This is a genomic window from Brucella sp., assembly GCF_032066345.1.
In the GTDB taxonomy this organism is placed as follows: Bacteria; Pseudomonadota; Alphaproteobacteria; order Rhizobiales; family Rhizobiaceae; genus Brucella; species Brucella pseudogrignonensis.
Genome location: NZ_DAMBKZ010000003.1, coordinates 1 through 24753, shown reverse-complemented (window position 1 = coordinate 24753; position 24753 = coordinate 1). Strand labels below are relative to the sequence as shown.

Genomic DNA, 24753 nt, shown 5'->3' with positions numbered 1-24753 from the left:
CGATTTGACGTATATAAAGCCCCCCGGCCTTTGTTAGCGCCGCTTGAAAACCGGCGCTCTTTTCTCCTTGAACGCCGCTCGCCCCTCCTGCGCATCAGCAGTTGCAAAGCAGATCGTTTGCAGGTCGCGCTCGTATTCGATGGCTTTTTCAAGCGGCATCGAGACAGAAGCTTTGAGGTTGAGCTTCGCGGTTTCGGCAGCAATCGGTGCGCGCGATGCGATCACACTCGCAATTTCGCGCGCCCGCGTGAGCAGATCGGCCTGCGGCACGACTTCACTCACCAGCCCCCAGCGCTCTGCCTTCTCGGCTGAAATCGGGTCGCCTGTCATAATCATCAGTGCTGCGTTGGATGCGCCTATGGAATGCGCCAGATGGGCCGCCATCCCGCCACCACCGATCCAGCCGAGCTTGATCTCGGGTGCCGCAAATTGCGCATTATCAGAAGCAATACGGATATCGCAGGACATCGCAGTTTCGAGCCCACCACCAAAGGCATAGCCATTGACAGCTGCAATCGACGGCTTGAGAAGCGCGCGGAATGCATCACAGTAATCCGGCCGATTGCGGAACTGCCACGGTGTCTCATAGGTATCGAGTTCGCGAATATCCGAGCCCGCACAGAATGCACGTTCTCCAGCGCCCGTTAGAATAACGCAACGGATCGTGTCGCTGTCGTTGCATTCGGTCACAGCTGCAACGATGGCATCAGCCATTTCCGGCGTCACGGCATTGAGTTTCAGCGGACGGTTTAATGTGATGACGGCAACCGCGCCGTCGATCTCGAATTTGATGTCTTCAGTCATGGAAAACTACCTTTCACCGCCATGCACGCGCGAAGCGGCGTAGAGAATTTGCAGCTCATTCAACACTGCAGATGCCGGGCGGCGTTCATCAAAGGCCGCCCCCAAAAGCGCCGAAGCCTTGCCCTGAAAGGCGATGTAGCCATCATGGCGCGGGCGCACATAGGCCTGCTCCAGAGTGTCGGCCGTGTTACGATAGAAATTGCCCCATCGCCGGTTCACCCGCTCATCATGCCAGGCTTCGCGGCGCGATGGCTGGCCTTCATGATCGGGAATGAACCCGGATTGGGCTTCACGGCTCATCAGCCACAAGAGATGGGTTTTGAGCGCCGAGGTGATTTGAGCGCGGCGCGAAACACCAATGCCCGTGCCGCCCAATGTAGAGCCCGGACGACCACTATTGGCTGCGCGTGGCGCATTGTGAAACGCGACAGGCTTTCCACTTTGCGGCGCTGCATAATTCACATAACCATAGACCAGCGGGCACAATGCAACATCGTCATGCTCGGCCATGTGGCCCAATATAGCGATGGGATTATTTTGCCGAACAGACGTTGGGCTGCGCGCCACAAGTTCTGCCATCAGGTCATAGACCTGCTGCCCCACATATTCAGAAACCAATATGTTCGGATCTTTTTCCGCGGGTGGCTCGCCAAAAGCTGCCGCGATAGACAGAAATGACAGGCAGGCATGTGGACCGGCAAGCGAAAGCGCGACCTTGCCGCTGTGCTGCGATAGACGAAGTACCTCATCCCAAGTGACCGGCACACCATCTGAGAGATCGGGACGAAGAGCCATAACCTGCGTTGCAGCATCAAGCGGCAACGCCCAGTGCTTGCCCGCAAAGCGATAGCTCGTCAATGACGGACCGATACTGGCCTTGGCGAGCTCAGCAACCGTTTCAGCGCCAAACACGTCTTCAAGTGAAAGCAGACAATCGCCAGATATGGCCTCACCCACATGCGGATGATCGAGAACCACGAGATCATAGCGGGCGCAGAGATCAGCAATCGGGTGGGATTCAAAACCTTCTAGCGGCTGTTTGTCCCAATGGATGTCCAGACCGGCAGCAATAACATCCGGCAATTTTGATGCCGCCGCCAATGCATTATAGCCGCGCGGATGATCCCAGGTGAGAGCTTTAATCACCTGCATTTCAGATGTTCCCCGACACGATAGCGCCAGATTTCTCAAGTGCTTCGATCTTGTCTGCCGCATATCCGGCTTCGGCCAGCACATCCCGCGTATCCTGCCCGGTTACTGGCGCGCCACGGTCGACGGTCGATGGCGTCTTGGAAAAGCGGATCGGGAAGCCCGGCGTTTTTACCTTGCCCTCTGTCGGATGCTCATACTCGACAAAGGTGCCGTTATGCTTGATCTGCTCGTCGTCCACGAGGTCGGCATAGCCATAGACAGGGCCGCACCAGATATCGGCTGCGCGAAGAAGCTCCAGCCATTCGGCAGAGGTTTTCGTTTTCAGCTTATCGCGTGTCTTGGCAAAGATTTCATCGCGGCGCGCCCAGGTATCAACCTCATCATTCATGGTGAGGAAACTGTCTTCGCCAATCACTTCACCCAGCGTTTTCAGCTTCGGAAAAGCGACGATGATAAAGCCGTCAGAGGTTGCAAAAGCACCGTAAGGCGCCCGGATATAGACATGGGCATGTGGCTCTGCCGAACGGGTTTGCGGCTTGCCACCGACGGTGAAAACCGAAAGTTCCTGCATCTGAATGGTGGTGATCGCATCGAGCATATTGACCTGCACCAACTGCCCCTCACCCGTGCGCTCGCGATGGAGAAGTGCTGCAAGCGCGCCTTCAAAAGCAGTATATGCGGTGATGGCATCCACCAGATATTGCCCGGCGGCGGTTGGCGGCTCGCCCTCACGGCCTGCCGAAAGCATAGCGCCCGACATCCCTTGCAAAACGAGATCCTGTCCCGGACGATGGACATAAGGACCGTCCTCGCCATAGCCAGAGATCGAAACATAGATCAGCTTTGGATTGATCTTGGAAAGCGACTCGTAATCGACGCCAAGACGCTTTGCGACGCCCGGACGATAGTTTTGCAAAAACACGTCGGCGGTTTTCACGAGGTCAAGAAGCACCTGTTTTCCATCTGGTGATTTGAGATCGACCGCGAGCGAACGCTTGTTACGGTTGAGCGACAGGAAAGAGACATTAACGCGATTGCCTTCGGCACCGCCCGCCGCCACATGGCGCTGCCATTCGCCTGTCGTCGGCTCAACCTTCACCACATCGGCACCAAGATCGCCCAGCCGCTGCGCCGCAAATGGCCCCGCCATCGCAATTGAACAATCCAGCACACGATATCCTGATAAAACACCCATGGCAGCTCCACTCCCTGCTCAAATCCATTTGCGTCAGAACCTATCCAATATTTTCGCCTTGTCTAGAGTGAGCGCTAACATTTTTATATTCATATCCTCATGATTTATGAGATAGTGCCGCAAGATGTTTTAGCGCTAACATTTTTCAATTGACGCGATGACGCATATGTGAATAAAGTTTTTACAAGTGAACGGGAGGTTCACGCTGGAGGAGAACACATGACCAGAATTCGCTCAGGCCTTGGTTTGAAGGCACTCACACTCGCCATTTTGTCGGCATCTGCGCTGAGCGCGAGTGCGCAAAATCAGGACCGCACGGCACTACTCGGCACCCTGCCAACCGAAATTCAGGCACTTTATACCGATGTGGTTGAAGTTGGCCCTTCGGCTTATGGTGATTTCAAAGCGCCAGCCAAGCCATGGCGCTGGTGCCATTCGGAATCCTATATGGGCAATCCTTGGCGTGTAACCTTCAATGACGAACTCAAGCGCCTTGTGGATGGTGCTATCGCCGCAGGTGATGTGTCTGAATATGTTGTTTCAGACTCCAATGGTGATGCCACACAGCAGATTTCGCAAATTCGCGCCTTCATCGAGCAGGGCTGTAATGTCATCACGACGATTGCCGGTTCTTCCACCGCACTCAATGCCGTGATTGACGATGCCTTCAAGGCTGGCATTCCGGTTATAACGTCCGCTGGTTCCGTAACGACCCCGAATGCGATCAATGTCATGCACAACCAGAACCTCTGGGGCTACCAGATGGGCAAAGGCATTGCGGAAGTTCTCAAAGATGGCGGCACCGTTCTTCAGGTTGAGGGCATCTCCGGTCATCCGCTTGTCCAGCAGGAAAATGCCGGACTTGAAAAAGCCGTTGAAGAGTCCGGCAATCTCAAGATTGCCCGTAAAGTGAGCGGCGAATGGACCGGCACGACAACGAAATCCGCAGTGCTTCAGGCACTTGCCACCACACCGCAGCAGATTGATGCAGTCTGGTCGACGGGCAGCGAAGCACGCTTTATTGCGGAAGCCTTCCAGCAAGCAGGCCGCCCGCTTCCCCTGATTGCGGCTTCCATTTCAGGCGATGCACTTGGCTACTGGAATGCCAATCAGGACACGTTCAAGTTCTATGGCGGTGAAGTATCACCGCATGTTGCAGCCCAGAACGCTTTCCGGGTCGCATTACGGGTTCTTGAAGGCCAGAAGCCGCTCGTCAATACGATCATCGCTCCGATGCCGCTTGTGACGCAGGCCGACCTTCCAAATTGGTACAAGGACTGCATGAAGCCGGATTCCGCGGCCATCTTCCCGATACCACCGCAGGATCCATTCCCGGAAGAACTGCTTAATGGCTACTTCTCGAACGGAAGCGCCACCGCACTTTATGATTTCGCGAAAGTTCCAGCTTCCTGCTCCAAGTAAGCGCTTGCAGGACGACGCGCTGAATAACGTCATTGCCAAGGTCAATTGGTCCAGATCAATTGGCCCAAACCATTGGCAATGACTTTCGCTTATCGCATGCAGAAAGTCATTTCATTATGCCAGACTCTGAGCATCCCCCGCTGGGCACATCCAGCATACACAGGCTGCTTGCCGAAGCGGGGCTGCCCAACATCACGCACGCTCCAGTCATGTCACTACAGGTCGAAAACCTTGAAAAACGTTATGGCGAAACAATTGCGCTCACAAATGCCAATGTGACTTTCAGCCATGGCGTTCATACGATCCTGGGGGAGAACGGATCGGGCAAGAGCACGATGCTGAAAATATTGTCTGGCGTGGTCGCACCCACGCATGGGCGTGTCGTTCTCAACGACAAAACCATCTCGGCCAGATCGCCTGCAGATATGAAGACACTGGGCCTTGCAACGGTTTTTCAGGAAGTTTTGATCGCTCCGCATCGTTCGGTAGTCGAGAATATCTTTCTCGGATTTGACGGGCTCATTACCCGTAAAGTCAGCAAATCAGTACGCGAAAAGGCAGCCCACGCAGTTCTGTCAAAAATTGCACGCTTTCCGATCGACTTGTACGCAGCGGCTGGCAGCCTGTCACTAGCAGCACAGCAGCTCGTTGTAATTGCGCGCGCCTTCATCAGCCGTCCTTCGATCCTGCTTCTCGATGAAGCAACAGCAGCGCTCGACTATGCAGATCGTGATCTCGTCTTTGAAACAATCGAAGATTATGCTGCATCCGGGAATATTGTGATCTTCATTTCGCACCGGCTGGAAGAGGTGAAACGCCTTTCCGATGAGGTCACGGTGCTGCGCAGCGGCCATGTTGTCGATACGCTCGACAGGCAGCAGATCAATAGTCAGATCCTTCTGGAACTCATGGCGCCGGAGGCTCATCTCCATGACGAGTGATCAGATCATTCTTACCTATGAAAATCTCGTGCTTGCGCCGGGGCGCAAAGCGCTGTCCGGCACAATCCGCGCCGGTGAGATCACCGGACTTGCAGGTCTTGAAGGTCATGGCCAGGAGCAGTTTCTGCTGGCGCTTGCAGGCTTCAATCAGCCTCGCCATTCAAAGGTCGAAATCGTCACCCGGTCCGGTGAACAAAGTGCCTATAGCAATCATCACAATGCAGCCAGATGCGGCGTGGTTTACTTGCCGCGTGACCGACGCGCGACCGGTATTTTCCCGGTGCTTTCCGTACTCGATAATTTTGGTATGCCTTCCATGCCACGCTTTTCATGGGGTGGCATTCTCAACCGCCGCAAACAGAAGGAAGAGCTGCAGCGCTATACCGAATTTCTGTCAATCCGCTATCCGGCAATGGACGCGCCGATCACGGCACTCAGCGGCGGCAATCAGCAAAAAGTGCTGCTCGCGCGGCTTCTGGCGCTCAAACCGCGTGTGATGCTGCTCAACGATCCGACACGCGGCGTTGATCTCAACACCCGCATGAAATTCTATGAAGCCTTCCGTAAACTCGCCCGTGAAGAAGGTATCGCGCTCGTCATCCTGTCGAGCGAAATCGAAGAAATCCTGCAAATCTGCGACAGCGTTTCAGTGTTCCGCGATTTTGAATACTCAAAAACCATCAGCAAATCCGAAATGTCGATGTCGGGCGTCCTTGCAGCCATGTTCGGGCAGGATGAGGTGGAGCTATGATCTTAACCGACAACAAAAGCGGCTTGCGGCGCATCTTCTGCGGCAGTCAGGAAACACGGCTCGCCGCAATCCTGTTCATCATTCTGCTTGTCATCAATATTGTGCTTAACCCGGTACGCTTTGCACCGTCAAACTGGGGCTCGGTGTTGGGGCTTGCAGCGCCGCTGCTGCTGACTTCGCTCGCAATTACCATACCGTTTCTTGCCGGGCGCGGCTCGATTGACATTTCCGTTGGTCCGCTCGTGGGTTTGATCAATGTCATTCTCGTTCAGATACTGATCACAAAAGGCGGCATATCCTCGCCCTACATCATCGTCCCCGCAGCAATTGCACTCGGTATTCTAGCTGGCGCATTAAATGGCCTTCTGGCGGCGATCATCCGTATTCAGCCAATTGTTGCAACGCTTGGCACCTACTTGATATTTGGCGGGCTGGCGCTAACCATCCTGCCGTCCCCATCAGGTTCGGTACCTGCATGGCTGTCATCTTTGGCGGGTCCATGGTCCATTCTGCCGGTAGGCGCTGCGGTTCTGATATGGATCGGTATCAAACGCCTGCCTTTCTATGAGACGCTTATGGCCGTCGGCAGCGAGGATCGAGCCGCCTACACCGCTGGTGTCAATGTTCCGCTCGTGCGCTTCATCGCTTATGTGCTGGCCGGATTATTCGCAGGACTCGCAGCATTGTCGCTCACAGCTCTCATTGGCTCAGGTGATCCGATCATCGGTCCCGGCTATACGCTGATTGCTATTGCTGCAGTCGCCCTTGGCGGCGTCAGCCTCGCCGGCGGCGTTGGCGGATTAACAGCAGCATTTCTGGGTGCAGCATGTATTTTCCTCCTGCAAAGCATGTTGACGGCCTTCAACGTCTCAACCTTCGTGCTTCAGGCAGTCTATGGCGCAGTCCTTGTTCTGGCCGTTTGTCTCAACTCCGAAAAACTAAAACTCTATTTCCGACGCAAGGTGGCACAGTCATGATTAAGGCACTGGCTACAAATCGCGCGCTGGTCGCCTTCATCGGGGTCCTGTTGGTGTTCCTCTTGGGAGCAGCCCTTATTCCGGGCTTTGCCAGCCTTTTCTCCATTCGCGCCATGCTGGTTCTGGCTGCACTGCTTGCTATTGCAGCACTCGGTCAGACGCTGGTGATGATCCTTGGTGGCATCGACCTTTCCATTCCGTTTGTGATCGGCTTTGCCAATGTTGTCTTCGCCAGCCTCTATGGCGATGGAATGTCACCGCTTTTAGCCGGTATTATCGTGCTGGCATCGGCGGGGCTGATCGGTGCGTTTTCCGGCGCATTATCGGCAGCGCTTTCCATTCACCCACTCATCGTCACGCTTGGTGTCGGAACGATGGTTCAAGCGGGCGTACAAATCTGGACACGCGGCTTGCCGACAGGTTCAGCGCCCGCTTTCATCAATGATTTCGTGTCACTGGGTGGCAGCATCGGGCCTTTGCCATTCCCTTGGCTGATCCCGTTTACAATTTTGCTGACCCTCGGCACCGTCTTTGTGTTGCGCCGTACGATTTATGGCCGCAAGCTTTATGCGCTGGGTTCAAATATCAAAGCCGCCGAACTGGCACTGATCAGACCGATTGCAATCTGGGCAATCACCTTTGGCCTCAGTGCCATGTTTGCGGCACTTGCTGGCATTCTTCTGCTCGGCTTCACCGGCTCATCAAGTGCGACAGTAGGCACGCCCTATCTTTTCCAAACGGTCTCTGCGGTCGTTATCGGCGGAACCGCACTGATCGGCGGGCGCGGCGGATTTGTCGGAACGGTGGCTGGCGCGATCATGCTGATGGAACTTCGCACGTTTCTCATCGGCATGGGGTTTTCGGATGCCATGGTACAGTCGTCACTCGGTGTCCTCATCCTGCTCCTTGTCGCAGCCTATGGCCGTGATCGCCATATCCGTAATCTTATCTGAAGGAGAACCCGTTGGACGAGCGGCTTGCACGGACAATTGACGCCATCAAAGCATCCGGTGCCGATTGGGGCATTTTCACCAGCCCCGATGGCATCGCCTACGCTTCAGGTCATATCGTTTCCATTGAAGCGGGGCCATCACCCTTTGCGGGTGGACCTGCCATCGCACTGGTTGGCAAAAACGGCGAATGTGGACTTGTCGTAACCAATCTCGAAGCAGATACGCCAAGCTGGGCACAGATCGTTCTCACATATGAAGGTTTTTCATATAAAGAGCCGACAGACATTTTTACGAACTATCTCAATGCCGCGCAGGAACTCTTCACCAAATTTGGTGTCGGCGGAGCAATTGCCGTAGAGCAGAACAGCTTTCCATTGTCCTTGCTCCCACTTATCGACACATGCCGTCGCGTATCGATTGACGATGCTTTCAAGCGCCAGCGCATGGTGAAAACAACAACTGAGATCGCGCTATTGCGTGAGGCAGCGCTTACCGCTTCCGCCGGGCAACGCGCGTTTATTGAGCACAGCAAGGCTGGCCGCAGCGAGCTGGAAATATTTGCCTACATCAGGCTCGCCATGGAAAGCAGAGCCTCTGAACGCCTGCCACTTACCGGCGATTTCATATCCGGCAAAACCCGCACATCAGCATTCATGGGCTGGCCAACAAACCGCATCGTTGCCACCGGCGACCCACTCATCTGCGATCTCGCACCGCGCGTCAAAGGCTATTGGGGCGACAGCTGCGCATCGGCAATGCTGGGCAAAACAACTGACGGGTTTGAGAAACAGTTCAAGGCCGTAAAATCGGCGCTTGATCTGGCAATCGAAATCATCCGCCCAGGCCTTGGCATCGGTGAACTGGATCAAAAATTGCAGGCCCATATCGCAGCACATGGCTATGGCTATGCCCATCATTCCGGACATTCTATCGGTACATCTGTTCATGAATGGCCACGGCTTGTCAGCTATGAAACAGAGCGTTTCCGCAAAGACATGGTTGTCATGGTGGAACCCACCGCCTTCGATCCGGACACTGGCGGCGTGCGGCTCGAATTCATGCTGCATGTGACAGAAAATGGCTGCGAAGTGCTAACCGACTTCGAGCATCAGATGGTTATTAGCCACTAGCCCTGATCTTGAGTTCGAAACCGACATCGACAATCGTGTTTGTCGATGTTTCACCACGCATGGCTTCAAGCAAAAGCTCGCCTGCCTGCCGTCCAATTTCCGCGGAAGGTACTGCAACCGTCGTCAATGGCGGCAGCAGATGACGCGAAAGTTCAAAGTCGCCAAAGCCTGTAATCGCGAGGCGTTGTGGCACTTTGATACCAATGCGCTGCGTCTCCAGAAGGGCGCCGGAAGCTAGAATATCACTTGAAAACATGACAGCATCGGCTTCCGGATATTGAGCCAGCGCCCGTCGCAGAAGATCGATACCCGAAGCCATGGCAATCGGCATTTCTGTTGCCACAGTGATGCGTGGCTTCTCATCCGGGAATTGTTGCTCCATTGCCGCTTTGAATGCGGCACGGCGTTCGGCAGCACGGCTGTCGCCTTTCCGAACTACACCGGCAAATACAATATAGCGCCGACCCGTATTGATCAAATGACTGACCATTTCAGTGATCGCCGCCGTGTTGGAGAATCCAACCAGCCGGTCAATCGGTTTATCGGTAAAATCCCAGCCCTCAACGACTGGAATTTCGGCACGTTTGAGCAATGCAACACTGCGCTTGCTATGGTGTGTGCCGATCAGAAAAACGCCATCCGGACGCCGCCCGAGGAGGCTGCGAATGATTTCTTCCTCGCGCTCCATTCGGTAATCAGTATTGCCTAAAAATATCTGATAACCGGACTGATGCAGTACATCGGAAAAATGCTGGATCGTGTCAGCAAAAACAGATGCGGACAGCGTGGGTATAATCGCCGCAACCGTATTGCTTTTATGCGATGCAAGATGGCTTGCCGCGAGATTATGAACGTAATGCGTCTTCTCGATTGCATCCTGAATAAGCTTCCGCTTTTCAGGCATCACAGAATCTGGAAAACGCAACGCGCGCGAAACGGTCTGCATGGAAACCCCTGCAGCCGCAGCCACATCCGCCATGGTCACACCAGAACCTTTGCGGCGCTGCTTTCGCGGTGTTGAGGCTTCAACACTCACAGATAGAAAGGCCTGACACAGACGGGGGTGCCAATTTCGATCCGTTTGCCCGTATCGGTCAAATTTCCCGTCTCCTTATCGATTGCGAAGATCGCAATGCAATCTCCATTCTGGTTAGCGACCAGAAGCCAATTGCCATCCGGTGTCAGCGTAAAATTACGCGGTGTTGCGCCACCCGTAAAGCTGTGACCGATCTCAACCAGGCTGCCATTCTCCTGATCCACACGAAATGTAGTGATCGAGTCATGACCGCGATTGGAACAGTAAAGAAAACGACCATCGGGCGAGAGGTGAATATCAGCGCCATGCGACTCAACATTCGCTGGCGCTGTCGGCAAGGTCTGAACAAGGCGCATCTCATCGCCGTCGCGCTCAATGAGCGAAACCGTGGAATTCAGTTCGTTGGAGATATAGACAAACCGGCTATTAGGATGCTGTGCGATATGGCGAGGACCAGTACCGGGTGGCGTCGCAACATTGCTCACCCGCTTGAAACTGCCATCATTATCAAGGCGATAGGCAATGACTTCATCAAGGCCAAGGTCGGCAGACAGAAACATGCCGCCTTCCGGTGTCTCAACCACGCAATGCGGGTGGCTGCGTTCCTGCCGGTCGACAATAGGCCCAAGCTTACCCTCGTGACGAACGCTATGTGCAACCGGCCCGAGGCTGCCGTCAGGCAACACTGGCAACGCAACAAGCGAATGATCAGGCCCGCCCGATCCCATCGCATAATTAGCGACAAGCACAAACTTTCCGTCCACCGTCACGGTATTATGCGCAGTTATGCTGCCCTGGGCACTTTGCTTGTTGAGATAAACAAGTTCACCCTTTTCAGCATCAAAACGATAGGCACTGACCGTTCCCTCGTGCCAGCTGAACACTTCGGAATTTGCATAGATCACGCCTGTATCCGGCGCGACACTCAGGAATGTTGGATTATCGACGGAAGATGTCGCGCATATATGCGACGCATCTCCTGTCGTCGTATCGAATGCGTAGATGGAAAGACCCTTGCCACGCGCACCCTGAAAATAAGGGGCTTCGCGATTAAGCGACCCAACCGCCAGATAAAGCTTCCTCACGCATTCCTCCAATGCAAACTCTTTCCTTAATGCATCACCCATCCGCCATCGACATTCAAGGTCTGCCCGGTGATAAATCCTGCTTCATCAGAGGCAAGGAACATCAAAGCCGAGGCAATATCCCGCGACGATCCACGACGCTTAACAGCCTGATGCTCAAGAACGAATTTCGTATAGCCTTCCGGGTCGGGGTGGATTTTCTCGGCATCTGTTGGAAAAGCACCCGGCGAAATTGCATTGACGGTAATGCCATAGGTACCGAACTCGCGTGCCCAGGCACGCGCAAGCCCGATGAGCGCCCCCTTTGATTGCACATAAGGCGACAATTGCGCCCAGCCGCCATAGGCAGTCACGCTAGCGATATTGATAATACGACCCCACCCCTTTTCACGCATATGCGGCAGCGCCACCTGGACACAGACAATGCCTGCATCGACATTGATGTGCTGCACTTTTTGCATTTCCTCAAGCGTATAGTCTTCAAATGGCTTGGACGGATAAATCGCAGCATTGTTGATCACGACATCAAAGCCACCGGCCTCACGACTAATCGCTTCCAATGCGGGGCGGAGTGCCTGCAAATCCGACAGATCGAGCGCGTGGATCGAAAGCCCGGCAAGCCCCTCGGCCTCTGCCTTGCCTTTCAACTCTTCGATCTTTTTCGGATCATGATCGATAGCCACAACCCGTGCGCCAGCACGTAGAAAATTGAGCGTGGTTTCAAGACCGAGGCCACCGGCAGCCCCCGTGTAGAGAATGGTTTTGCCCGCAACGGAAAACGGCGATGGTGCGGTCATGAGCGGCCTCCAATTGCAATGTGATTGCCTGATGGCACCGGATATTCCTCAATTGGCTGCTTCGCGATTGCGGCAATGCGTGTTTCTGTTTCCGCGATGCTCGCCGCATCACCAAGAATACGGAACGTGCTATCATAACGGCGCTCTTCGCCATGCTCGAGCCAGATCAGCTCGCCGCGGTCACGGGCAGCACCATGTCCCAGAACGTGATTGGTGGCAGGTTCGATGCCGAGCGCATATTGCCCGGCCTGCAGATTCTGCCACTCATACATGCAGGGGAACTGATCCTTGCGGGTAACGACTTCAAAACCGATGCCCAGCTTGTCATTGACCAGCGCAACCGACACTTCGCCATTGGCATCAGCGCCCATTTCATGCTGCCAGACCTGCTCATGAAACTGCATCTGCGGTGCAGGCAGCGTACGATAGCCGACGCTCTGCTTTTTGTAGTCTTCTCCGGCATGAGCCGCCCAGACCACATCCCTGACAGGCGCCAGATAACGTGAGCCTTCGGCCAAAACGGGGTGCCCGACATTAATGTGATAACAATACATATGCGGCGTGCGATAAAAACCGCGATTGGTCACGCGATCCGTCAGCTTAATATCGTTTGTACCGGCTTTGATTTCGATGCGGCGTGTCAGTTCAAGATGCTCACCGAACACGGTTCCCTGTGTGACGACACCCTCGCACCAGAGAGTGCATTCGTCGCCTTCCCAGCGCTCGCCATAGCCGGTCAGCTTTGCAGGAATAGTACCAACACGGCCATGAATGGAGTGCTTGATCGTCTGACGCGGCTTGTAATTATAATGGTCCGCCGCCTCGTCATACATGAAGAGGATATGGTCCAGACCGCATGTCACCATCAGGCCGGAGAAAGAACGCATCCAGCCAAGACCGCCCTCGCCCTCATATTCATGCAGTCCTGGATGGCGGAAACCGGACGGGGAATGCCAGCCGATAGCCATGCCACGATAGTCGCAATCGGCAATATCGAGCGCGCGATCAACCAGAACGGTAAAGCGCAAACCGGTGCCTGAACGAAACTCCAGCATTCTAATGCCGCGTTCCAATCCGTCTTCAAGCACCATCAGGCGAACGCCTGCAAATTGCGCAAAAGAGCCGCTGCTCGCGGCGATGTCGCGACGCGACCTTACCTCTCCATAAAGCTTCACCATTCTGGTACCTTAAATGCTGCGGCGTACAGCCATTTCAGTCAAAGGCGGCCGGTGTTCAAACGCTTGTTTATAGCACCGGCCGCCCCACCCCGCCCAAGGTGGTACTAAAGTCCCTGCGCGCGTAGCTTTCCATCGAGGAATTTCTTCGCACGTGGCACATCGGCCTCATCGAGATGTTCGATAATCATCGGAATATTCGGATGCTTTTGTGCAAGGCGCTTGAGATAGAGGTCATAGTTCAGCGAACCGAGACCCGGAGCCGGCAGTTCGATCTCACCAACGCCGCGGAAAGTATGGCTTTCAAGGGCATCGGCATCACCGATATCAGCATGCTTTTCCGTCTTGTCGTCGCCTGAGCGCTTGACGTCCTTGGCATGACCGATCTTGATCTTGTCGCTCAACGTATCGAACACCTGGTTGAGAATTTCATCCATCCGGTCGATGTTGTGCGTCTCAAAATAATTGGTCGGGTCCATCAGCAGGCCAAGGCCCGGATGATCGACCTGCGCAAACATTTTCACCGTTTCCTCGACCGAACCGACGACGTTGTTCACATAGGTTTCGAGCAGGAAAATCGCACCGTGGTCATAAGCAAATTGCGACAGATCAGCGATGACCTTGCGGCATTCTTCAAAACCTTCTTCGGTCTTGTTCTTCGGGTGATGAACCCAGTCGGATTCAGTGTTGTAAGTACCGGTTTCCGAAATCACATAAGGCGTACCGAGATATTGCGCATGGCGGATAATCTCTTTGAGATAACCCACGCGGCGCTCGCGCTCTGCCTTGTCCGGATGAATGATGTTCGTATAGCCGGAAATGCATGAAATCGGCAGATTATGATCGCGGAATGTCTCGCGAATTTTGACGCATTTGTCCTTGGTGATCTGTCCCGCACTCAGATCGATATCCTTGAAATGCATATCCAGCTGGACCGTATTGAAGTCGAGTGCACGGATTTTTTTAGCTGTTTCCTCAAGCGAATAAGGGAAATAGCCGCTGAAAATACCCACCTGCATCATGATCGAAACCCTCCCGTTAAGATTCTTTGTTAATGCACATCTTTTCCGAAAACCGCTTCGTACTTTTCGGGATGTGCTCGTTTAATTGATTGATATCTCGGACAATTTGACAGTGCGGCCTTCATCGATCGACTTGTAGCCAGCCTCAACGAGTGCGACCGTCTTCACATTGTCCGCCACTGAAAGCGCTGGCGGCTCGCCAGACTGAATGGCGTATTGCAGCTGCTCCATCACACCGATAAAGGCGTGCGGGAACCACATGGTTTCCCATTTTGGGCTTACCCATTTGCCGTCTGTCGTCTTTTTGGAGGCATAAGTCAGCGTTGACGGCGAACCATCCGGCCAACCAATCGTGCCCTGTGCCACACCATCCGTACCTTCGACCCGCCATTTGATGTAAATATCGCTGTCAAAGCCCTCCTCGCGCGGCCCGGACCAGACATCTTCCATCGAAACAGCCATCACACCGCTCGGAAACATCAGCGTGGATACGGTGATACCGTCCTTGTGTTCAAACTGGGTGCGTGGGTCAGTGCGTGTCAGCGTAGTGATGGTGTCAGGCTCACCAAACAGAAAGCGCAGCACATCGAGATGATGCACGCTCATGTTAGACAGTGTCAGGCGGTCATAATCTTCCAGAAACACCTGCCAATGCGGGATGGCACGCATCTCGATTGTCGCCATGACGGGCGCGCCCAGCTCATCCTTATCGAGAATTTGCTTTAACACGCGCATCGACTGGTCGTAGCGCATGTTCTGATTGACCGAGAGGATTTTGCCAGCTTTTGCCGCCTCATCGCGAAGCGCAATGGCCTCTTCAAGCGTCAGAGCCAACGGCTTTTGGGCGAGAATGCCCTTGATATGTGGTTGTGCGAGCGCTTTGCGGATGAGTGCAGGCTGCTGATCCGGCGGATAAGCAATATCGATGATTTCAATAGCTTCGTCGCCAATCAGCGCTTCTGGCGTGTCATGCACGGTCGCGATACCCCAGCGCGCGGCGACCTCTTCGGCCTTTGCCTTGGTACGTGAGGCGATTGCCGCGACCGTAAAGCCCGCGTCCTTATAGGCCGCAAGATGGCACTCGGCCATAATCATTCCTGCGCCGATGCAGCCGATTTTGAAATCCCGAGCCCGCACCTGCGGATCAGGAACAAAGCCCCGCGCTTCGCTCATTGCATCCTCCCATTATATTTCCAAGCCCACATATCATCGAATGATCGACGAGTAGGCCCGTCCTCATTCGAGGAAAATACCAACCTCCATTAGCATTTTGAGGATTAATGAAGATTCAATGCAGCAGTGTCAACATCATATAAAATCATTTTACATCATTTAACATCGTATTTGATCAATTTTCGGAACATTCTTTTGAATTTCAACGTTCATATATAAATTAATGATGCTTTTTGATGGATTTATACAACATCAAAGCCGATTTCATGAGGAAAACGGATGACTGAGACACAAGAAGCCTTGCATCTTACACAAATCGAAATACATCATTTTCCATCATTTTGATGAGGAGTGTGATTTGCGTTCCACGGTGAGTGACATTGCCAGAACAGCGGGCGTTTCCAGCGCCACGGTCGATCGCGTATTGAACAACCGCGAAGGTGTGAAAGAGCGCACGCGTGAAATCGTCCTCGAAGCCGCGCGCAATCTTGGCTATCTCCCCGGCAGCGCGCAGCTCAATGCAAATACCACCGACCGCATCAAACTGGCTTTCGTTCTGCCAGCGGGCACCAACACCTTCATTGCAAATCTGCGCGACCAGATCGCGAGGCAAGCAGCCTTGAGGCCCGAAATCGAGCTTACAATCCATAGTGTCGAAGGCTTCAACCCTGACACGCTTGCGCGCGCCCTTGAAGACCTCAAGGGGCAGGCACAGGGCGTTGGCGTGATTGCACTGGATCACCCAACCGTGCGTGAAGCCATGCGCGCCCTCGCCGAATCCGGCACCCATATCGTCACCATCGCGTCCGACATTCTGCATGTGCCGCGCGTCGGCTACATCGGCATCGATAACCGTGCAGCTGGTCGCCTCGGCGGCTATATTCTCGGTCGCTTTCTGGGCCAACAGCCCAAAAACAAAATCGCGCTTTTTGCCGGATCCCTTTCCTATCGCGGCCACGAAGAGCGCGAGATGGGCTTTCGACGTGTCATTGCGGAAGAGTTTTCGCACTTAAATATCGTCGAACTCAACGAGATCGAAGACAGCCGCGAAAAAGCCTACTCAGAAACCATAGCTTTGCTTAAACGCCACCCCGACCTTGCAGGCATCTATAATCTCGGAGCTGGCAATCAGGGCATCGGACAGGCGCTGATGGATTCGGGAAAATCGGATTCCGTTATTTTCATCGGCCATGAACTGACCGAAAGCACCAAGCGACTTCTGTTGAATGGCACGATGGATGCCGTCATTGACCAGAATCCGCGCGTTGAAGCACGCGAAGCACTGGCCACCTTGATGAGCAGCATCAAGGGCGAGCCATTCGACCAGCAGCCACCTCGCGTTCAGGTGATTTTCAGAGAGAACATTCCTGAAAATTAAAGCGCATCCCGAAAAGTGGAAACCGGTTTTCGGGATGCGCGTAAATACAAACAGAGCGCCTCTCGAAAAAGGCTATTTTGTATAAAGCGCGCGCGAACGCTCCAGGTGATTGAGCATTGCCGCTTCTGCACCATCCGCATCTTTGACGGCCAGCTTGTCTACAATCTCTTCATGCTCGACTAGCGTGTATTTTTCTTTACCCGTCCAGATCAGCATATGCGTGTGATATTCACGCAGCCAGGCAAGCATGGATTCGCTCACCGCGACAAAGATCGGATTGCCTGAAATCTTCGCGATACGGATGTGAAACTCCATATCGGCTGAAATGAATGCATCGGCATCACCCAGCGAATCCCGCTGGCGTTCGACGATGGCGCGAAGCTCCGCAACATCCTTGTCACTTGCCTTGAGTGCCGCTTCGCGTGCGATGCCGCGTTCAAAAAAGATACGTGCGCTTTTAAGATGCTCTAGCGTATCCATCGATTGCGCCAGCATGATTTTGGCTGTTGGATCGACCTGCTGCAAAATTGAACGCGCAGTCAGTTTGAGAACTTTAGCACGTTCACCATGTGAAATGCTGACGAGCCCCATTTTGGCAAGCGACTGCATCGCCTCGCGGATCGCCGGGCGACCAACACCGAAACGCTCCATCAACACGCGCTCAGACGGCATTTCATCGCCGGGCGTCAATTCGCCAGACGTAATCATGTTTTCGAGCCGGTCGAAAACTTCGTCGGATAGCTTACGGCGAACGATAGGTTCCATGGGCTTGTTCATTGCATCTCACTGTTCATGAGCTTTCTCCCCCTTATGCATCTTCAAGCGATCAGATGAAAGCCGTTACCCACGCTCTCGTGAATGGGCTAACAATTTTCCGCTTGCAGATATTGGAATACTCATTATACCAGTTCGCACTCAGAGCCAAGCGCTTCAATCGCATCCCGGAAAGTGAGGAGATACTTTCAGGCAAATGCGCAGAATAAACTGTCAGAGACTCTCTGGCATGGGTGGAACACGAGCAGCGAGCGACAAACAATCCGATGAATATCTGTCTGACCTATCGCATTGAGACAACCGGCAGCATCGAAAAGATGGCCGCCAAGATCGCCAGCGATCAGTCGACCGGCACTTTTGTCGCCCTCCCCGGTGAAACAGAAGAGCTCAAGGCCCGCGTTGCAGCACGCGTTTTGGAAATCCGTCCGCTTGAAGATGCAGCTGTCCCAGCCTGGCCAGAACTTGAACAAGGTCACGGCCCAATCAAGCGCGCCGATGTCGACATCGCCTTTCCGCTCGACGCAATCGGTACTGATCTTGCAGCACTGATGACGATTGCCGTTGGCGGCGTTTACTCGATCAAGGGTATGACCGGCATCCGTGTGGTCGATATGAAGCTGCCGGAAGCCTTCAAAAGCGCGCATCCCGGCCCGCAGTTCGGCATTGCTGGCAGCCGTCGTCTGACGGGCGTTGAAAAGCGTCCGATCATCGGCACCATCGTTAAGCCCGCGCTCGGCCTACGTCCGCATGAAACAGCAGAACTCGTTGGCGAATTGATCGAATCCGGCGTCGATTTCATCAAGGATGATGAAAAGCTGATGAGCCCGGCCTATTCGCCGCTCAAAGAGCGCATCGCCGCTATCATGCCGCTTATTCTCAATCACGAGCAGAAGACCGGCAAGAAGGTTATGTACGCCTTCGGCATTTCGCACGCCGATCCTGACGAGATGATGCGCAACCATGACATGGTGCTGGAGGCGGGCGGCAATTGCGCCGTGGTCAACATCAATTCGGTCGGCTTTGGCGGCATGAGCTTCCTGCGCAAGCGCTCTGGCCTTGTTCTGCACGCGCATCGCAATGGCTGGGATATTCTGACCCGCAATCCGGGCGCAGGCATGGATTTCCGTGTTTATCAGCAGTTCTGGCGCCTTCTCGGCGTCGATCAGTTCCAGATCAACGGCATCCGCGTGAAATATTGGGAGCCGGATGAAAGCTTCGTCAGTTCGTTCAAGGCTGTCAGCACGCCGCTGTTCGACCCATCAGATTGCCCGCTTCCTGTTGCTGGTTCCGGCCAGTGGGGCGGACAGGCACCTGAAACCTATGAGCGCACAGGTCGCACGACGGATCTGCTTTATCTATGCGGCGGCGGCATTGTCAGCCACCCGGGCGGCCCGGCAGCTGGTGTTCGCGCCGTACAGCAGGCATGGGAAGCAGCAGTCGCTGGCATCCCACTTGAAACCTATGCTGTTGAGCATCCTGAGCTTGCAGCTTCGCTCGCAAAATTCGGCTCCGTTAATTCAAATGGAGGAGGCGAATAATGACCAAGGCTTCCAACGAATTGCTGCTGTCTTACTACGGTGACGACCTCACCGGCTCGACCGATGTTATGGAAGCCATGGCTTCCAACGGCGTCGACACCGTGCTGTTCATGAATGTGCCAGACGAAGAGCTTCTTTCGCGCTTTTCACACTGTAAGGCTATCGGCCTTGCAGGCACCAGCCGCAGCGAAACGCCGGAATGGATGCAGGAAAATCTCACGCCTGCATTCAATTGGCTCAAAAGCCTAAATGCTGCGATTGCCCATTATAAGGTCTGCTCGACATTCGATTCTGCGCCTCATGTCGGCAATATCGGCAAGGCGGTAGAAATTGGCAAAGCGATCTTCAATCAAGCCTATGTACCGTTGATTGTCGGCGCACCGCAGCTCAAACGTTATACCGCTTTCGGCAATCTCTTTGCCGCCTATCAGGGCGAAATCTATCGTATTGACCGCCATCCGGTCATGAGCCGCCATCCCGTCACGCCAATGCATGAAGCGGACCTGCGCGAGCATCTGGCTAAGCAGACAGCACTGAAAACCGTGCTTGCTGATCTCGTAGCGCTTTCAGCCGCCGACGCCGATGAACGTGTAAACGCGATTGTCAAAGATGCTGACGGCATGTTGTTGCTTGACGTCGACAGCCACGAAAGCCAGCTGCAGTCAGGTGAACAGCTCTGGCGTCTGCGCCCTGATATGGGCTGGTTCGTTGCTGGCTCGTCCGGCGTTGAATATGCGCTTCTGGCCGCCTGGGCCAAGGTCGGACTGATCGGTGCGAAAAAAGAGTTTCCGCTTCCAGGCAAGGCTGACCGCATCGCGGTCGTTTCGGGTAGCGTGTCGCCAACCACGGAACGCCAGATCCGCCACGCGACCGCATCGGGCTTTACCGGCATTGATCTTAATCCGCTCGATCTTCTCGGCGAAAACGGCAATCAGGCAATCGAAGCTGCCATTGCTGACGGCCAGAAGGCGCTCCAGCAGGGCAACAGCGTGATCCTCAACACCGCCCTTGGCCCGTCGGCTGATCGAGGCACTGAAATCGATAAGATCGCAGGCAGCCGCCACAAGCTGGCCCGCAGCCTCGGTTTTATCCTCCGCAGCCTTGTCGAGCGCGAACAGCTTACCCGCGCAGTGATTGCAGGCGGTGACACTTCCAGCCACGCATTGCGTGAATTGCATGTCGATGCACTCACCACGCTTTTGCCGCTTCCACAAACACCGGGGTCGCCGCTTTGTACGGCTCACGGCGCGCATGCCGCCACCAACGGCCTCCAGGTTGCTCTCAAAGGCGGTCAGGTCGGTTCTGACGGGTACTTCAGCCAGATTCGTGATGGCCTGACCTCTTGAATCTGGAATACTCATTGACTGGTTATACCAGTTAAGCTACCAAAACTACGGGAAGGAAATACAATCATGACAGCTATTGCTCTGTTCGGCGCAGGCGGCAAGATGGGTTACCGTCTGGCCAAGAACCTCAAAGGTTCGCGCTTTGACGTACGCCACATCGAAGTCAGCGACGCAGGCAAGGCACGCCTGAAGAACGAACTCGACATCGACACCATCGATGCAGATGCAGGTCTCGAGGGCGCTGAAGTCGTCATTCTGGCTGTGCCGGACACCATCATCGGTAAAGTTGCTGCTGGCATCGTTGACAAGCTGAAGCCAGGCACGATGGTTATTGCGCTCGACGCAGCTGCACCATTTGCTGGCCATCTGCCAGAACGCGCAGACCTCACCTATTTCGTAACCCATCCGTGCCATCCGCCGATCTTCAACGACGAAACGGACATGCAGGCAAAGAAGGACCACTTCGGCGGTCTGTTTGCAAAGCAGCACATCGTTTCGGCTCTGATGCAGGGTCCGGAAGAATCTTATGCACTTGGTGAAGAAATCGCCAAGGTCATCTGGGCGCCAGTCATGCGTTCGCACCGCGTAACCGTTGAACAGCTCGCAATCCTTGAGCCAGGTCTTTCGGAAACCGTTTGCGCGTCGCTTCTGGTTGTCATGAAGCAGGCCATGGACGAATGCGTCCGTCGCGGTGTTCCTGAAGAAGCAGCACGCGACTTCCTGCTCGGCCACATGAATGTTCTCGGCGCCGTCATCTTTGGTGAAGTCCAGGGCGTATTCTCCGATGCCTGCAACAAGGCAATCGAATTCGGTATTCCTGCGCTGATGCGCGACGATTGGAAGAACGTTTTCGAACCGGAAGAAATCGCAGAAAGCATCCGTCGCATTACGTGACGTCAGTTGGGAGGGCGTAATCCGCCCTCCTTTTTTACCGCCCTTTTGGGAAACGGGGCTTATTGGGAGGTCTACATGAAGTTTACCCGCAGGAAAATTGCGCGCGGTTTTGCGATTGCAGCCGTCTCGGCAACATTGGCAGGCAGCGTAGTCATGCCAGCATGGGCTGCTGATCTGATCGCGATCATCACGCCATCACACGACAATCCATTCTACAAGGCTGAAGCCGTCGGCGCTGAAGCCAAAGCCAAGGAACTTGGCTACGATACGCTGATCCTTCAGCATGACGACGACGCGACCAAGCAGTCGCAGCTCGTCGATACAGCCATCGGCCGTGGCGCAAAGGCTATCATCCTCGACAATGCCGGCTCGGAAGCATCGATTGCTGCCGTTCAGAAGGCAAAAGACGCGAAGATTCCTTCATTCCTGATCGACCGTGAAATCAACGCTTCGGGTGTTGCTGTTTCGCAGATCGTGTCCAACAACTATCAGGGTGCTCAGCTCGGTGCTGAAGAATTCGTCAAGCTGATGGGCGAAGCCGGCAATTATGTCGAGCTGCTCGGCCGTGAATCCGATCTCAATGCTGGCACCCGCTCCAAGGGCTATCACGACGTTATCGACGAATATCCAGACATGAAGATGGTTGCGCAGCAGTCTGCCAACTGGAGCCAAACTGAAGCCTTCACGAAAATGCAGAGCATTTTGCAGGCAAACCCTGACATCAAGGGCGTGATTTCCGGCAACGACACCATGGCCATGGGCGCATGGGCAGCCCTTGAAGCTGCGGGTCGCAAGGACGTTATCGTTGTCGGCTTTGACGGCTCCAATGATGTTCGTGACTCGATCAAGGCTGGCGGTATCAAGGCAACTGTTCTTCAGCCAGCTTATGCTCAGGCACAGATGGCTGTCGTCCAGGCTGACGAATACATCAAGACCGGTAAGGGACCTGCTGAAGAAAAGCAGCTGATGGACTGCGTCCTCATCAATCCTGACAATGCAGACAAGCTCGAAACCTTCGCTTTGAAGGACTAACTCCCAAGGCTTGCGACTTCGGGAGCGCCAACAAATGTTAGCGCTCCCGATATGTTCCTAATACCGAGGATAAAATCATGTCAGTGCTGAAGTCAGCTTCCATTATCCTGCTGGCCTGCGGTGTCGCGCTTTCGGGCTGCAAAATCATCAAGACTCCGACAGCAGAAGAAGCCGCAGAAGCACGCGGCGATAATTTCAATCCCGATCGTTCGGTTGCCGACATCTGGGATTCAAAAGTTAAGCCGTTTTTTGCCGAAAAAACGGCAACGCTCGATGAAGTGATGCAGGCAGCAAACGCAGATGCGGATGCCGCTGGAGCAAAATACGGTCATCGCGAAAAGCAGGGCAATGCCCCCTGGACCTTTGCAGCCAAGCTCGAAGGCACTGTGGTCGCCGCCGAAACGAAATCGCGCGCAGCCTATGTTGATGTCGACAGCAATGGCGATGGCAAGGCCGATGCACGCGTACAGATCGGGCCGACCGTTCGTGGCAGCGCAATCCGCGACAGCCTCTCCTTTGTGAACTTCAACGAGTTTCGCAATCAGATCGACTGGGCTCAATTTGGCAAGGCGTTCAACACCCGCGTCAATGACGATGTTCTGTCAAAGCTCCCGCGCGAAGATTTGGTTGGCATGAAGGTGAAAGCCGAAGGTGCTTTCCCGTTGCCATCGAAGGGCCAGCTTCCGCTCGTCACGCCTGTTTCCATCTCTTTGGAGAAATAAGCGATGGAAACGGAATTGAACGAGAAAAACGATATCGTCCTCAAGCTTGAGGATGTTTCCAAGGTCTATTCGGGCATTGTCGCGGTCAAGCGCGCCAATCTCGAATTGCGCCGTGGTTCGGTCAATGTGCTTGTCGGCGAAAACGGTGCTGGCAAGTCAACGCTGATGAAAATCATCGCGGGCGTTGAGCGTCCGACCATGGGGAAGATCATTCTCGATGGCGAGGAAGTGTCATTCGACAGCCCCGCCGACGCACAGAAGCGCGGCATTGCGATGATCTTTCAGGAACTCAACCTGTTTTCAAACATGACGGTGGCAGAGAATATCTTTGCCACGCGCGAAATTACACGCGGTTTGCGCGGGATTGATCATAAGGCGCAGGTCGTCAAGGCCAATGAATATCTCGACCGCCTTGATGCAGGTATCAGTGCAAGTACGCTCGTCGCCGATCTGCCGATCGGTCAGCAGCAACTTGTCGAAATCGCCAAGGCTATTTCGCTCGATGCACGCATTGTCATCATGGATGAACCGACATCGGCTCTTTCTGCAGCCGAAGTCGACATTCTGTTCAAGGTAATTGCCGAGCTGAAAAAGAAGGGCGTGGCAATCGTCTATATTTCGCATCGTCTCGAAGAACTGATGCGGATTGGCGATTACATCACGGTTCTGCGCGACGGAAAAATCACCGGCCAGGAAGAGATCAAGAATATCGATACGCAATGGATCGTGCGTTCGATGATTGGCTCCGATGCCAAGGATTTTGCCAAGCCTGTGACCCACAAGATCGGTGCAGAGCGGTTTCGCGCTGAAAACATCACCCTGCCGCGTGCAACCGGCGGGCTTGCAGTTGATGACGTCTCCCTGACTGTGCGTGCAGGCGAAGTTCTGGGCATTTACGGCCTTATGGGCGCCGGACGTTCCGAGTTTTTCGAATGTGTGATGGGCCAGCATGGGCATTCCACCGGCCATATCTATATCGATGGCGAGGAAGTGAAAGAGCGCGATACGACCCGGCGCATCCGGCGTGGTCTTGCCCTCATACCGGAAGATCGCCAGCGCGAAGGACTGGTACAGATTTTGTCGATTGCCAGCAATCTGACACTGGCAAGTCTCGACCGGCTGGCTCGCTTCTTCCACATCACGCCAAAGCGTGAAAAGCAGGCCATTCAACAGGCAATCAAAGACCTTTCGATCAAGGCACCGAACCCCGAATTCGAAGTCACCTCGATGTCTGGCGGTAATCAGCAGAAGGTTGTCATCGGCAAGGCGCTGATGACCAATCCGAAAGTTCTTCTGATGGACGAGCCATCGCGCGGCATTGACGTGGGAGCAAAGGCCGATGTCTTTCGCACCATGCGCAGGCTTGCTGCCGAAGGTCTCTCCATTCTTTTTTCAACCTCTGATCTGGAAGAAGTCATGGCGCTCTCCGATCGCATCGCGGTGCTCAGCAATGGGA

At 54.4% G+C, this 24753-nt stretch carries 23 protein-coding genes; 13 read left to right on the top strand and 10 right to left on the bottom strand.

The annotated features are described in order from the left end of the window. Window positions 1-33: 33 nt before the first annotated feature. Genes RT142_RS04780 through RT142_RS04770 form a run of 3 tightly spaced genes read right to left on the bottom strand, consistent with a single transcriptional unit; the run spans window position 34 to window position 3151 of the window. Window positions 34-804 (bottom strand): enoyl-CoA hydratase/isomerase family protein, encoded by a 771-nt coding sequence (locus RT142_RS04780; RefSeq protein ID WP_112812956.1) that lies wholly within the window; start codon window positions 802-804, stop codon window positions 34-36. A 6-nt stretch (window positions 805-810) separates the two neighbouring features. After that, the gene (locus tag RT142_RS04775; RefSeq protein WP_313027724.1) at window positions 811-1956 is read right to left on the bottom strand and encodes a carbohydrate ABC transporter substrate-binding protein; all 1146 of its coding nucleotides are present in this window, start codon (window positions 1954-1956) and stop codon (window positions 811-813) included. A gap of 1 nt (window position 1957) precedes the next feature. Continuing rightward, a complete protein-coding gene (locus RT142_RS04770) occupies window positions 1958-3151 on the bottom strand; it encodes a CaiB/BaiF CoA transferase family protein (protein WP_064321508.1) in 1194 nt (397 codons plus the stop codon). A gap of 219 nt (window positions 3152-3370) precedes the next feature. Between RT142_RS04770 and RT142_RS04765 the strand changes: the two genes are divergently transcribed. The 6 genes from RT142_RS04765 (at window position 3371) to RT142_RS04740 (ending at window position 9325) form a co-directional block, all read left to right on the top strand. Then, window positions 3371-4573, top strand: a complete 1203-nt coding sequence (locus RT142_RS04765) for a substrate-binding domain-containing protein (protein WP_313027721.1) — start codon at window positions 3371-3373, stop codon at window positions 4571-4573. Between the two features lie 116 nt (window positions 4574-4689). Further along, window positions 4690-5514 (top strand): ATP-binding cassette domain-containing protein, encoded by an 825-nt coding sequence (locus RT142_RS04760; RefSeq protein WP_313027718.1) that lies wholly within the window; start codon window positions 4690-4692, stop codon window positions 5512-5514. Further along, complete coding sequence (locus RT142_RS04755) at window positions 5504-6265, top strand: ATP-binding cassette domain-containing protein (protein ID WP_313027715.1); 762 nt, start codon at window positions 5504-5506, stop codon at window positions 6263-6265. The genes RT142_RS04760 and RT142_RS04755 overlap by 11 nt, the downstream gene beginning before the upstream one ends. Next, window positions 6262-7242, top strand: a complete 981-nt coding sequence (locus tag RT142_RS04750) for an ABC transporter permease (protein WP_113158425.1) — start codon at window positions 6262-6264, stop codon at window positions 7240-7242. Before RT142_RS04755 ends, RT142_RS04750 begins: the two co-directional genes overlap by 4 nt. Continuing rightward, window positions 7239-8195, top strand: coding sequence for an ABC transporter permease (locus tag RT142_RS04745; protein WP_313027712.1), 957 nt, complete (start codon window positions 7239-7241; stop codon window positions 8193-8195). Before RT142_RS04750 ends, RT142_RS04745 begins: the two co-directional genes overlap by 4 nt. A gap of 11 nt (window positions 8196-8206) precedes the next feature. Continuing rightward, entirely contained in the window at window positions 8207-9325 is a 1119-nt protein-coding gene (locus RT142_RS04740; protein WP_313027709.1) for a Xaa-Pro peptidase family protein, read from the top strand. On the opposite strand, the gene RT142_RS04735 is transcribed toward RT142_RS04740, so the two are convergent. The 6 genes from RT142_RS04735 to RT142_RS04710 form a co-directional block, all read right to left on the bottom strand. Continuing rightward, a complete protein-coding gene (locus RT142_RS04735) occupies window positions 9315-10361 on the bottom strand; it encodes a LacI family DNA-binding transcriptional regulator (RefSeq protein ID WP_007878345.1) in 1047 nt (348 codons plus the stop codon). The two genes, RT142_RS04740 and RT142_RS04735, sit on opposite strands and share 11 nt — an antisense overlap. Continuing rightward, on the bottom strand, window positions 10358-11446 hold the full coding sequence (locus RT142_RS04730; protein WP_313027707.1) for a lactonase family protein: 1089 nt from the start codon (window positions 11444-11446) through the stop codon (window positions 10358-10360). Before RT142_RS04730 ends, RT142_RS04735 begins: the two co-directional genes overlap by 4 nt. 26 nt (window positions 11447-11472) lie before the next feature. Beyond that, window positions 11473-12243: an SDR family NAD(P)-dependent oxidoreductase gene (locus RT142_RS04725; protein WP_064321502.1), complete on the bottom strand. Its 771-nt coding sequence runs from the start codon at window positions 12241-12243 to the stop codon at window positions 11473-11475. Next, window positions 12240-13421 (bottom strand): aldose 1-epimerase family protein, encoded by a 1182-nt coding sequence (locus tag RT142_RS04720; RefSeq protein WP_313027703.1) that lies wholly within the window; start codon window positions 13419-13421, stop codon window positions 12240-12242. The genes RT142_RS04725 and RT142_RS04720 overlap by 4 nt, the downstream gene beginning before the upstream one ends. Window positions 13422-13525: 104 nt before the next feature. Continuing rightward, the gene (locus RT142_RS04715) at window positions 13526-14440 is read right to left on the bottom strand and encodes a sugar phosphate isomerase/epimerase family protein (RefSeq protein WP_105519378.1); all 915 of its coding nucleotides are present in this window, start codon (window positions 14438-14440) and stop codon (window positions 13526-13528) included. An 81-nt stretch (window positions 14441-14521) separates the two neighbouring features. Continuing rightward, window positions 14522-15613 (bottom strand): Gfo/Idh/MocA family oxidoreductase, encoded by a 1092-nt coding sequence (locus tag RT142_RS04710; protein ID WP_313027699.1) that lies wholly within the window; start codon window positions 15611-15613, stop codon window positions 14522-14524. Between the two features lie 358 nt (window positions 15614-15971). On the opposite strand from RT142_RS04710, the gene RT142_RS04705 reads away from it, so the two are divergent. After that, window positions 15972-16991: a LacI family DNA-binding transcriptional regulator gene (locus RT142_RS04705; protein WP_113158432.1), complete on the top strand. Its 1020-nt coding sequence runs from the start codon at window positions 15972-15974 to the stop codon at window positions 16989-16991. Window positions 16992-17063: 72 nt separating this feature from the next. Here the strand turns inward: RT142_RS04705 and RT142_RS04700 are convergent, their stop codons facing one another. Next, the gene (locus tag RT142_RS04700; protein ID WP_007878330.1) at window positions 17064-17768 is read right to left on the bottom strand and encodes a transcriptional regulator NanR; all 705 of its coding nucleotides are present in this window, start codon (window positions 17766-17768) and stop codon (window positions 17064-17066) included. A gap of 263 nt (window positions 17769-18031) precedes the next feature. On the opposite strand from RT142_RS04700, the gene oiaX reads away from it, so the two are divergent. The 6 genes from oiaX to RT142_RS04670 all read left to right on the top strand — a co-directional run. Further along, the gene (gene oiaX / locus RT142_RS04695) at window positions 18032-19303 is read left to right on the top strand and encodes a 3-oxo-isoapionate-4-phosphate decarboxylase OiaX (RefSeq protein ID WP_313027696.1); all 1272 of its coding nucleotides are present in this window, start codon (window positions 18032-18034) and stop codon (window positions 19301-19303) included. After that, complete coding sequence (locus RT142_RS04690) at window positions 19303-20649, top strand: four-carbon acid sugar kinase family protein (protein WP_313027694.1); 1347 nt, start codon at window positions 19303-19305, stop codon at window positions 20647-20649. Before oiaX ends, RT142_RS04690 begins: the two co-directional genes overlap by 1 nt. 66 nt (window positions 20650-20715) lie before the next feature. Next, window positions 20716-21543 (top strand): phosphogluconate dehydrogenase C-terminal domain-containing protein, encoded by an 828-nt coding sequence (locus RT142_RS04685; RefSeq protein ID WP_064321494.1) that lies wholly within the window; start codon window positions 20716-20718, stop codon window positions 21541-21543. 75 nt (window positions 21544-21618) lie between these two features. Further along, window positions 21619-22575, top strand: coding sequence for a D-ribose ABC transporter substrate-binding protein (locus RT142_RS04680; protein WP_007878322.1), 957 nt, complete (start codon window positions 21619-21621; stop codon window positions 22573-22575). Window positions 22576-22652: 77 nt separating this feature from the next. Then, a complete protein-coding gene (locus RT142_RS04675; RefSeq protein WP_007878321.1) occupies window positions 22653-23297 on the top strand; it encodes a DUF2291 family protein in 645 nt (214 codons plus the stop codon). Window positions 23298-23300: 3 nt separating this feature from the next. Next, on the top strand, window positions 23301-24753 hold a 1453-nt coding region (locus RT142_RS04670; protein ID WP_313027687.1), incomplete at its 3' end, for a sugar ABC transporter ATP-binding protein.